The following is an 11,060-nucleotide window of genomic DNA, read 5'->3' on the forward strand; positions in this document are numbered from 1 at the left end:
ATAGATGACCAATCTTTCTCTATCATCATTACCTGAGCACGCCAATGGCGTTACCTTATGCCTTGAAGAACTACTGCCTTACCAGCAACAGGCCGTGAAATGGCTCCCTCCAGCTAAAAGTTTGTGGGCTCCATTGCTCGGTCAACACCGAAGCCGTCAACTTGGTCGTGGGATGGATTTTGCTGAAGTGCGCCAGTATCAGGCTGGCGATGATATTAGAAGCATTGATTGGCGAGTGACAGCAAGAACGGGTAAACCACACACTAAGCTTTTTTGTGAAGAGCGAGAAAAACCCGTTATTCTTTATGTCGATTTTAGCCCTTCGATGCAGTTTGGTTCAACTTTACTGTTTAAATCCGTGCAAGCCGCTCATATGGCAAGTTTAATCAGTTGGTTAGCCGTGGCGCAACAAGATCGCATTGGCGCGGTTATTGATCTTGGAAACCGGTTAATTGAACTAAAACCCACCGCACGGCGTAATGGCGCATTACGTATTCTATCTGAACTAATCAGTAGACAAATACAAGCGCAGCAGACGACCACTGCGTCAAATTCTTCCATGCAGGAAGGCTTACTCACGCTTGATCGACTCTGTCCTAAAGGCAGTGAGATTATCTTGCTCAGCGATTTCGTACGCTATGATGACGGAATGCAGCCACTATTGAGTCGATTAAGTCGCCATAATCAAGTCCGAATAGTACAGATTGCCGATCCATTGGAACAAGGGATCACCGCTTTTCGTGGTAGAGAACGTGTAAGAAATAACCAACACACGCTCTGGCTCAACTTTTCAGCAAATAATACCCGCGACGGTATCAAAAAATCCTTTGAATCTCAGAAACTAAAACTAAAATTATTGAGCCAACGTATGGCAATGGACTATCGCCTACTCTCTTGTGGGCGGCCTTTGTTACCACAACTATCCGGACTCTAAATTAAATGCAGGCAGCCTCATCACTACTCGACCTTAATGCTCTTCATCTTCCTGCTTTGCCCTCTTGGTGGCCATTAGCGTGGGGATGGTGGGTAAGCGCGGCAGCCGCTGTTAGCGTTATCTTGCTGGTTGCCTTTTTGATTCACTGGAAACGTAAGCGTCTCGCTCCGAAGAAAACCGCATTACGCTTACTCGGTATGCCTGCGGGTTATCAAACCCCCTCTTCTGCGATTGAATTGCTGAGACAAGCCGCGCTGTGTTATTTCCCGCGTGAAGATATTGCTCACCTCACGGGCCATGACTGGTACGTTTTTTTAGATAACCAATTGGGGCAACCACTCTTTGTGCCAAATCTCGCGTTATGGCAACAAGCCTTATATCAAAAACAACCCATCGAGCATCCGGAGCGTTTGGTTGCGGATTGCTACTTGTGGATAGATAAAGCGTTGCCCCCAACAAAGAGGAGTTTACGAAACCTTGGCAAACGTTGAATTTGTATGGTGGTGGCTGTGGGCGTTACTGCCACTGCCACTGCTGGTGTACTTTTTTTTACCGCCGCAACCACCCACTACTGCAGTACCTCTCGCTTATCTTCCTCCGTCCAGTGATAACCACCAACCACAGCAATGGCTGATGAAAGGTTTGGTGCTAACACTTTGGATAAGCCTCGTCGCAGCGGCAGCGCGCCCTGTTTGGTATGGTGAACCCATTACACACTCTCAGCCTCATAGAGACATGATGTTGGTGGTCGACTTGTCTTATTCTATGAATCAAAAAGACATGCAGATGGGCGATGACTATATCGATCGTCTCACGGCGGTCAAACAGGTACTTAGTGACTTTATCGCTCAGCGGCAAGGCGATCGTCTCGGACTGATTTTTTTTGCGGATCACGCCTATTTACAAACACCGCTCACTCTCGATAGAACTACCGTCGCTCAACAGCTTAATCAAGCCGTTTTACGTCTGATTGGCACTCAAACTGCCATCGGCGATGGTATTGGCCTCGCGACCAAAACCTTTATTGAGAGTGATGCCCCGCAGCGGGTGATGATCCTCCTCAGTGATGGCAGTAACAATGCCGGCGTACTTAACCCTATCGAAGCGGCACACATCGCTAAACAGTATCATACGACCATTTACACAGTGGGCGTGGGGGCTGGTGAAATGATGGTCAGGGATTTTTTTATGACGCGTCGTATTAATACTGCTGAAGATCTTGATGAAGAAACATTACAAAAGATTGCCGATTTGACGGGGGGACAGTATTTCCGAGCGCGTGATAAACACGATTTACAGACCATTTATCAGACGATCGATAAACTTGAACCGATTCAGCAAGCGACTCATGTGTGGCGACCTCAAAAAGAAATATTCAGCTATCCGTTAGCACTAAGTTTGTTACTTTCTATCATTTTGATGATGCTGAGGAGACATCATGTCTGAGTTTATGTTTCTTTCGCCCCTATGGTTACTCGGGATCCTACCTGTTGGCCTCGTGCTTATTTGGCTTTTGCGATATGCCACAACCACACCTCTTATTGCTCCCCATTTGGCCCAAGCATTAGGGTTAGCGGTTCTCCAGCGGCAATCACTGGTTTTGGGTGGGCTCGGTGCGTGCTGGCTAATCGCCCTCATTGCTCTAGCAGGACCTAGTTTTGAAAAACAGCCTCGGCCAAGTTATAGCCAGCAGAGTGGCCGTGTCGTGGTGATGGACATGTCACGATCGCTCTATGCTACCGATATCAAGCCAAATCGACTGTCTCAAGCTCGTTACAAAGTGCTCGATTTACTCAACGGTTGGCAAGAAGGCAGCACTGGTTTGGTCGCCTACGCTGGGGATGCCTATATTGTCAGTCCTTTAACTACCGACACAGCCACGATTGCGAGCTTAGTTCCGAACTTATCGCCAAGTATCATGCCATTACCGGGAGCCAATGCGGCGGCAGGGGTCGCACTGGCGATTGAGATGCTCCAACAAGCGGGATTTCAACAAGGCGATATTCTATTAATCGCCGACGACCTTTCCGCCAATGAAGCATCGGCGATCTCTTCTTTAGTCCGAGGCAAACCATGGCAGTTAAGCTTGCTCGGTATCGGAACCGAAAGTGGGGCACCCATTGCTATGCCTGATGGCACACTGCTCAACGATCAATCTGGCCAACCGGTCATTGCTAAAACCAATTTTTCACTGATGCAAGATTTAGCTAACGAAGTACAAGGCTTATTCGTTGCTTATCGAGGGGACGATCAAGATATCATGCGTCTATTAAGTGCCACTCAATCTCAGTATCAGGCTTCATTATCCACACAAGCCGCTCAGCTCTCCATTCCAATAAACCACGGCTATTGGTTGATTTTATTGCTCATTTTACCAGCCGCATTACTATTTAGACGTGGCTATATTTGGGTTGCGTTACTAACACTGAGTAGTGGCTTAACCGTTTCACCTGCACACGCCTCCGCATGGCTAAATCAAAATCAGCAAGCGCTGCAAGCTTATCAACAAGGTGATTATCAAACCGCAGCACAGTTATTTTTTCAACCAGAATGGCAAGGTGTTGCGCGCTATCAAGCCGGAGATTATCAAGGTGCGATTGACGTGCTTAGTCAAATCAAGAATCCCAGCGAGCAAGTACAATACAATCTAGCCAATGCTTTCGCCCAAGCTGGTGAGCTGACCGAAGCGCTACAACGTTATCAGCATATACTCGCCAATAATCCGCAGCACACTGATGCGCAGCATAATTTAACGGTGGTAAAGAAAGCGCTTGAGCAGCAACAGCAACAGCAACAGCAACAGCAACAGCAACAGCAACAGCAACAGCAACAGCAACAGCAACAGCAACAAGAGTCTGACGCTGACGATGCTTCGTCGCAAGCAGATTCGTCACCGACCAACGAAGCCAATCCGAACGCTGAGAAAGAGAAATACTCGCCCCAAAACGGTGATGACTCACATTCGTCAACACAATCAGAATCACCCCAAGATAACAGTCCGAATACAGAGCCTTCGGCTTCGTCCAATACAGATACGTTACATGCGGATGAAAAGACATCTGACTCAGCAGCAACACCGACCGAGCCGAATACATTAGAACCAGATTTGCCCCATGAGCCAACGGTGGATCAAACCCCAGCTAGCACACAAGAAAGCGATCCGCTACTGCGCCGTTTAGAGCAAGTCGAAAGTGCTCGCGATCCGAGTCGCTTATTACGTGCCCAGCTGTATTTACAAGCTCAAGAGAAATCAACTCCCCAAAATCAAGGTAATCCATGGTGATGAAATTGTTACGACTCCACTTTTCATTTTGGCTAATGATATTGCTCACTAGCATCAGCCTCTCGGCTTATAGTGCATCGTTTTATGCTACGGTCAGCAAAAATAAAGTCGTCCAAAACGAGGTCTTTCAGCTGCGTCTTGTCAGTGAACAACCGGCCAACGCAGAAGCGATTGATTTTAGTCATCTAGAAGAGGACTTTTTTACCAGCCGCCCAAGCTTTGTGTCTTCAGTCAATATCATTAACAATCAACGTAGCCAGCGCAGCGAATGGACATTATCGCTAGCCGCCAATCGCTTAGGGATCTTAACTATCCCAAGCTTTGAGCTTAACGGCCAACGCACCGATCCCATCTCGATACAAGTCAGCGTTGATGAACAAGCACCACAGATGGATGAACTTGTTCAACTACAGAGTACCTTGTCACGGGATACTCTGTATCCAGCAGAAAGTACCGTTTTAACGACTCGCCTTACCATCAAAGCGGATCGCCGCCGCTTACAAAACACCCACATCACACCACCGTCCGTAGATGGGATGACTATTGGTCAGATTGGTGAAACTCAACAATATCAGACGGTGATCGCAGGGATAGAAGCGACCATTATTGAGCAGCAGTATCGCTTAACAGCGATTCAAGCAGGGGAATATCATTTAGTTGAACCTCGTTTTCAAGGCTCATACCTTTTAGGAAATACGTTACATGGTGGCGCGCGCATTATTCCCCTCAACACAGAACCCAACACTTATTCATTAGTGGTTGAACCACAGCCGAGTGACTACCAAGGGGCATGGCTACCAACCTCACAGTTAACGCTCAGCGATCATTGGACAAATAGCCAAGGCGCGCCAATCACCGATAGCGTTTATCATCTCGAAGTGGGAGACGCTCTAACCCGAGATATTACCCTGCAAGTGGCTGGGCTCTCTGCAGAGCAACTGCCTACTCTTGCTCTGAGTTATCCTGATTCGATTAGCGTTTACGAGCAAAAGCCACAATTCACCACTTTAGATAACGGAAATACACTGATGCAACTCAAACAGGTGTTGATCCCACGGCGAAGTGGTGAAATCCAACTGCCTGATATCAATATTCATTGGTGGAATAGCCACACTAAACAGGCCCAATTAAGCCAAGCGAAAGGCTTATCCCTTGATGTTTCGGCGACTCAGCCAATCAATGCTATCTCGCCCTCTGATCCGAACCATACGACAGCAGTGTCTGCTCAAACAATAGTTGTTAAAGAGGCAGGATTATGGCCGTATCTGGCCGCCTTATTGGCGACTTTCTGGCTAGTCACGCTCGGATTGTATTGGCGTTTATATCGAAAACATACCCGATTGAATGAACAAGAAACAACCAACATTCAGCCTGGCTCCACTTGGCAACAGCTACAGAATGCCTTAACCACTCAAGATGCGATGATGATTAACCATGCACTCTCACGCTGGTTAAATGAAAGTCCATTGACTCATGCAGAGCGAGAGAAAGTACAGCAAACCCTGAATACACTGCATGAAAATAAATTTTCACTAAACAGCCAAACGTGTGACTACCAAGCTCTTAACACGCTGATAAAACGTCTTCAGCAAGAAGCGCTAAAGCGGGCAGCCAAAACTCAGCACCCCTTAGCGAAATTATAGGATTAGACACGTTAAGACTAAGAATACCGACTTTGATATTAAGAGGAGAGGTGTTCAAACGAGTCAGGCGTAGTTGGGGTCAATTCGGCCCCAACCACGGTATTGCGTCCTTGATGCTTTGCTTGATAAAGCGCTTTATCGGCTTCAGCGTACATACGCTCAAATTGAATTTCACTCGGCGTAAAACGGGCAACAGAGTAACCAATCGAGACCGTTAAACATGAAGAAACAGGGCTAGTGTGATGTGGAATATTCTCTTGCTCGACCGCACAGCGAATCGTTTCGGCTAACGCGGCGACTTGCTGAGCATTATGCCTAGTCAGTAGCAAGACAAACTCTTCACCGCCGATCCGGCAAAATTGCTCTCCAGCAGACTGAGTATGCTGACTGAGCACTTTACCAATCCGCATTAACGCGATATCCCCCTCAAGATGCCCATAATAGTTATTAAATAAGCCAAAGTGGTCAATATCGAGCAAAATAACCCCATAATCAACCGGCTTAGCCGCATGTTGCTCACAGGTTTGTTCTAACAAATGGGTTAACATACGCCGATTGCCTAAACGCGTCAGTGGATCCATTTTGGCCAGCAAATCCAGCTTCTCATTGGCTTTTTGTAGCTCTCGGGTACGGTTATAGATTTCACGCTCTAGGTTTTCATTCAATTCATTGATCGCTTGCTGAGCTTTAGCACGCATCAAGACTTCGGTTAAATTCGAGGCGAACATGCGGATCACTTCTCGTAACTGAGACGTTAACGGAGAGCGGCGGATCAGGTTATCAGCTGAAATAAACGCCAATGGTTTATCGTTATCAGTCAACATCGTCATCGCCGTCCAACCAAATCCGACAATTTGGCTGTCGTGATAAATGGGCACCGACTCTTTGAACACCACCTCATTTGGTGCTTGTTTGGCCAAAAGGACGATTTCATTATCAATCGCAGAGCTACGAAAATAACCCTCATCGACGATATTCCCTTGAATATCAGTTCCCCAAGTCCCCTGCAAATAACCGCACTGTTCATCGGTCAAAAATACTGCCATGCGATCGATACCCATGCGCTTAATCGCAAAGGCTACCGCCGTTTTACACACTTCACTCACCGTCAAACAACGCGATAATTCGACCATGCTTGCATGTAACATGCGCATGTTTTGTTCCTGCCGTTTACGAATATAAATTTGCGCCAATAACGAAGCAAAAGAACCGAGCATCTGGCGTTGATAATCACCGATGGGTTGACGACGAAAATAGTTGTCCATCGCTATCCAACCAAACACTTCTTCACCATCACGCAGCAATAGCATGCCGTTCCATCCCTGCCCGATCACCTCACCTGCGGTATACAACGGCGCATCATCGATGATCACCAACGTTGAGTTTCCGTCGGCGATCGCTTCGATATATCGTGGCTCTAACTGATGTAAATCGAACTGAGTATGATGCTCACTTATCGTTCGTCCTTGCTCATCCGTCCCATAAGTGCCGCTAAAACAGCGTTTTTTGATGTCTAATAAAAATAAAGCCACTCGATCAAACCCTAGCTTATCGCGCACCGCTTCAACCGATGCACGATGCAACTCATCCAAATTGCTCGGATTTGATAAGGTAAGTGCTAATTGATGTACCAGTTTCATGTTATCAATAAAAATTTCGCGCTGCGTTAACTCATCGCGATACTTAGCCTCACGGCTATCACGAAGCTTAAACTCTTGCGCAGCGTCCGTTTCGGCTCGGATACACTGCCAACGAGCCGCTATCAGCGGTAAGCATTCAAGCCCCCCGGTCGCCAATAACTGACTCACTCGCTGCTCACAGACTCCCTCAAACAATAAATAGGTCCGTTTATCGCTGTGGTTATCGAGGGTAAATAAATACGCTTCTGATGGGATGTCCTGCTGATAATCCCAGTTGCAAGTATTAGTAGCGAGAGGGATCAGATTATCGGCACAATCAAATTGGGCGGCCCACAACCAAAACGTCTCTGGATATTGAGCCACTGACAGCGGTTGCCCTACTGTAAAAATACTCTTTGCCTGATAAGGATGAGAAGGTGCATGGAAGATGTGCATCGCCTGAGGTAAAAGTATCTGGCGTAAAAAGGGAAAGATAACCTCAGTCAACATACGATGACTACTGCAAGTCGAGAGCTGTTTTGCTAGGGTACGAGAGAACATGACCATGGCCTAAATAGAGTGTGCCTAGCGTCAAATTAGAGAATCCAGCAGCGTTACTCAATCGAATCCCATAGTCTCTGTTAACCGCGCCGCAAATTGGCTAAAAGGGTTTATGTATCTTAGAGATGAGCTGCATTTTTGAGAGGTTGTTTCCATTTTAGCGGGAAAATACAGTCATTAATTGTGAAAATTCTCAATAGTGAGAATTTTCACAGACAAGATTAACGCTTAACGCGGAAAATGATCCGGATGACCAAATATTATTGCCGATGAACAAAGAATTCACCTCTGCTCTACGGATTCAATGTATTAGGCTTGCTGAAATGGATATAACGACCCGAGGCCCATGATCTGAGTTAGCTCATCAAGTGCGGTTCGATTCTCTATTAATAATTGCGGATCAGCCAAATCCGCCTCAAGTAATCGATCGCGATAATGCTTTTTCACCCATTGATTGAGCGTTTCAAAACGTTGATCATCCATTAAGCATCGGGAGTTAGTGGCTTTAAGCTCTGATGCATTGAGAACAACACGCAAACGCAAACAAGCCGGACCACCGCCGTTACACATACTTTCGCGCAGATCAAACACCTTAACTTCATCAATCGGTCCACCGCTGGTGATCAATTGCTGCAGATACGCCCACACTCGCGGGTTTTGACGAGACTCTTCAGGAACGACAATCAGCATTTTGCCATTGGCTTTGGTTAATAGCTGGCTGTTAAACAAGTAACTGTCTACCGCATCTTGCACCGCAACTAACTCGGTCGGAACTTCAATCGGGATAAATGGGCTGTCTAAGGCATTCAGTTTTTGCTCTAGCTCAGCAAAAGCACGCGCTTGATCGAGAAACGCTTGCTGATGATGGAACAATACCGGTCCATTGCTAACCGCAATCACATCATTATGAAAAACCCCTTGGTCGATCACCGCTGGATTTTGCTGGATAAACACTCGCTGCGCAGCGTTTAATTGATGCAACCGTGCCACTGCTTCACTCGCTTCACGAGTTTGTCGAGCAGGGAAACGCTGTGGTTCAACGGCTCCTCCCCATGCTTGACGACCGTACACAAATAGCTCAACTCCAGGCGCAGTATAATCAAGACATAACCGATTATGATTTGCCGCCCCTTCATCACCGAAAAGAGCTTGCTGAGGCAGCGCAGCATGGTGGACAAAATGCTCAGCAGAAGAAAATACCGCTTGCAGTGCTCGGCGGGTTGTCGTGGCTTCAATTGAACGATGAAATTTATTATTCAGATTAGCAACCGTAAAGTGAACTTTGTTATCAGCTGTATCTGCCGAAGGAGAAACCGTCGCAGCATTAGCGACCCACATCGATGAAGCGGAGCTTACGTTGGCTAAAAGCTGCGGAGCTTGCTTGGCAACTTTAGCCAGTATTTGCTCATCGCGTCCACTAAAGCCCAATTCACGCAAAGTCGCCATACAAGGCCGTTCTTGGGGAGGTAATATACCCTGTACAAACCCCATATCATGAAGTGCTTTCATCTTGCTGAGCCCTTGCAGCGCAGCTAGCTGTGGATTAGAAGCCGCATTTTTATTTGAAGTTGACGCAACATTACCAAACGACAGTCCTGCGTAATTATGAGTAAGCCCAACCAGACCATCAAAATTCACTTCATAAGCTGACATACACAACGTCCTTATTATTATTGATTTTAAAAGAGGAAATTAACAACTCGCGGTCACGATCGGCTGCGCAAATAATGGGGCAATTCTGACTTTATCACCTTGCTGTACTTGTAATTGATCCGCTTGCTCAGCCGTCAGCGAGATTTGCTGATCAACGTATTGCGCATTACTGATCATCGCTCGATAATGGTGATAATTAAGATTACCAATCAACCATGTAGCCTCCCCTTGTGGTGGCGAGTCACTGATCAATACCTCACATAACTCACTATCACGAACCATGCGTAAGTCATCAATGTACGCTTCCAGAGTCGGGCCGGCATCGAAAATATCGATGTAGCCTTCATAACGCATCCCTTCATCTTCAAGAATTTTACGCGCAGGCTCAGTGTTAGGGTGCACCTTAGCAATCACTTGCTGAGCAGGCTCCGATAAAAAATCGACATACAGAGGATGTTTTGGCATTAATTCGGCAATGAATGCCTTTTGGCCAATCCCCGTTAAATGATCCGCTTGGCTAAAATCAATCGAAAAGAATCGTCGGCCGAGGCTTTCCCAGAACGGTGAATGGCCACTATCATCAGAGACGCCACGCATCTCAGCAATCAATTTATCAGTGAAATGTTCTCGGAAACTGGCCATAAACAGCAGCCGGCTTTTCGATAATAAATGGCCATGTTTACCTAATCGAAAATCAGGATCGAGAAAGAGTGTGCACAGCTCGCTGCATCCCGTATGATCATTACTTAAAAATAAGGTCGGCATTTGGTTATAAACATCCAGCTCTTTGGAGGCATGCACCAAAGTCCCAACCCGAAAATCGTACCACGGTTCATTTAAACCAATCGCCACTTCTAAACCACTCACACCAACCACTTGCTGAGTTTCTGTCTCTTCCAAGACAAACAGATAACCTTGATCATGCAGCGGCGCTTCTCCTTGCCAAGTCGCCAGCATTCTTTCAATTCGCTGCGCTAAACGCTGTTCATGATGAGGTAACGAAGTGAATCCCACTCCGGTTTTTTTAGCTAAGGCTAGCAATGCGGGTTTGTCATCCCTAGTCACTGGGCGAATAAGCATCATAACTTGAATCCTTGTTGTGATGGGCGATGTTCTTGTTCGTAAGCGAAGAACATAACCATGCAAAATAGCCACACAAATAATTCTTACTGTCTACTCATCACTAAAAATGCATTATTTTTGACACGTTATGCTAACAAGTAAGGATTATTATCCAGAAGTGCTACTATTTATTTAAAACTTGGTGGTTATTGCTAAACATTGATTAACTTTGTCGTGTTTACATAGTAAATTCAAATAAAGAAAAATATCAACACTTTTAACAAAAAACCAACCATATACAAGAC

Annotated in this window: 8 protein-coding genes; 5 read left to right on the top strand and 3 right to left on the bottom strand. The window is 46.3% G+C overall.

Annotated elements, in window-relative coordinates:
- Nucleotides 1–4 precede the first annotated feature (4 nt).
- From CAG60_RS07470 to CAG60_RS07490, 5 genes are read left to right on the top strand one after another with little or no spacing between them, the layout of a single operon-like run.
- Entirely contained in the window at nucleotides 5–934 is a 930-nt protein-coding gene (locus CAG60_RS07470; RefSeq protein WP_161438642.1) for a DUF58 domain-containing protein, read from the top strand.
- 5 nt (nucleotides 935–939) lie between these two features.
- Nucleotides 940–1,425, top strand: coding sequence for a DUF4381 domain-containing protein (locus tag CAG60_RS07475; protein ID WP_154170870.1), 486 nt, complete (start codon nucleotides 940–942; stop codon nucleotides 1,423–1,425).
- The gene (locus CAG60_RS07480) at nucleotides 1,412–2,380 is read left to right on the top strand and encodes a vWA domain-containing protein (protein ID WP_161438643.1); all 969 of its coding nucleotides are present in this window, start codon (nucleotides 1,412–1,414) and stop codon (nucleotides 2,378–2,380) included. The genes CAG60_RS07475 and CAG60_RS07480 overlap by 14 nt, the downstream gene beginning before the upstream one ends.
- Nucleotides 2,373–4,217 (top strand): VWA domain-containing protein, encoded by a 1,845-nt coding sequence (locus tag CAG60_RS07485; RefSeq protein ID WP_161438644.1) that lies wholly within the window; start codon nucleotides 2,373–2,375, stop codon nucleotides 4,215–4,217. Before CAG60_RS07480 ends, CAG60_RS07485 begins: the two co-directional genes overlap by 8 nt.
- The gene (locus tag CAG60_RS07490) at nucleotides 4,217–5,860 is read left to right on the top strand and encodes a BatD family protein (protein ID WP_161438645.1); all 1,644 of its coding nucleotides are present in this window, start codon (nucleotides 4,217–4,219) and stop codon (nucleotides 5,858–5,860) included. The genes CAG60_RS07485 and CAG60_RS07490 overlap by 1 nt, the downstream gene beginning before the upstream one ends.
- A 38-nt stretch (nucleotides 5,861–5,898) precedes the next feature.
- Here the strand turns inward: CAG60_RS07490 and CAG60_RS07495 are convergent, their stop codons facing one another.
- The 3 genes from CAG60_RS07495 to astA form a co-directional block, all read right to left on the bottom strand.
- Nucleotides 5,899–8,040: a sensor domain-containing diguanylate cyclase gene (locus CAG60_RS07495; RefSeq protein ID WP_161425680.1), complete on the bottom strand. Its 2,142-nt coding sequence runs from the start codon at nucleotides 8,038–8,040 to the stop codon at nucleotides 5,899–5,901.
- A gap of 309 nt (nucleotides 8,041–8,349) precedes the next feature.
- Nucleotides 8,350–9,693 (bottom strand): N-succinylarginine dihydrolase, encoded by a 1,344-nt coding sequence (gene astB, locus CAG60_RS07500; RefSeq protein WP_161425681.1) that lies wholly within the window; start codon nucleotides 9,691–9,693, stop codon nucleotides 8,350–8,352.
- A 39-nt stretch (nucleotides 9,694–9,732) separates the two neighbouring features.
- Nucleotides 9,733–10,776 (bottom strand): arginine N-succinyltransferase, encoded by a 1,044-nt coding sequence (astA, locus tag CAG60_RS07505; protein ID WP_161425682.1) that lies wholly within the window; start codon nucleotides 10,774–10,776, stop codon nucleotides 9,733–9,735.
- Between the last annotated feature and the right edge of the window lie 284 nt (nucleotides 10,777–11,060).

This window comes from Vibrio sp. V33_P6A3T137 (assembly GCF_009904835.1).
Taxonomy (GTDB): Bacteria; Pseudomonadota; Gammaproteobacteria; order Enterobacterales; family Vibrionaceae; genus Vibrio; species Vibrio metschnikovii.

Coding starts and splice junctions, on each gene's coding strand:
- CAG60_RS07470 (WP_161438642.1), top strand. CDS start 5: ATGACCAATCTTTCTCTATCATCATTACCTGAGCACGCCAATGGCGTT.
- CAG60_RS07475 (WP_154170870.1), top strand. CDS start 940: ATGCAGGCAGCCTCATCACTACTCGACCTTAATGCTCTTCATCTTCCT.
- CAG60_RS07485 (WP_161438644.1), top strand. CDS start 2,373: ATGTCTGAGTTTATGTTTCTTTCGCCCCTATGGTTACTCGGGATCCTA.
- CAG60_RS07490 (WP_161438645.1), top strand. CDS start 4,217: ATGAAATTGTTACGACTCCACTTTTCATTTTGGCTAATGATATTGCTC.
- CAG60_RS07495 (WP_161425680.1), bottom strand. CDS start 8,040: ATGTTCTCTCGTACCCTAGCAAAACAGCTCTCGACTTGCAGTAGTCAT.
- astB (WP_161425681.1), bottom strand. CDS start 9,693: ATGTCAGCTTATGAAGTGAATTTTGATGGTCTGGTTGGGCTTACTCAT.
- astA (WP_161425682.1), bottom strand. CDS start 10,776: ATGATGCTTATTCGCCCAGTGACTAGGGATGACAAACCCGCATTGCTA.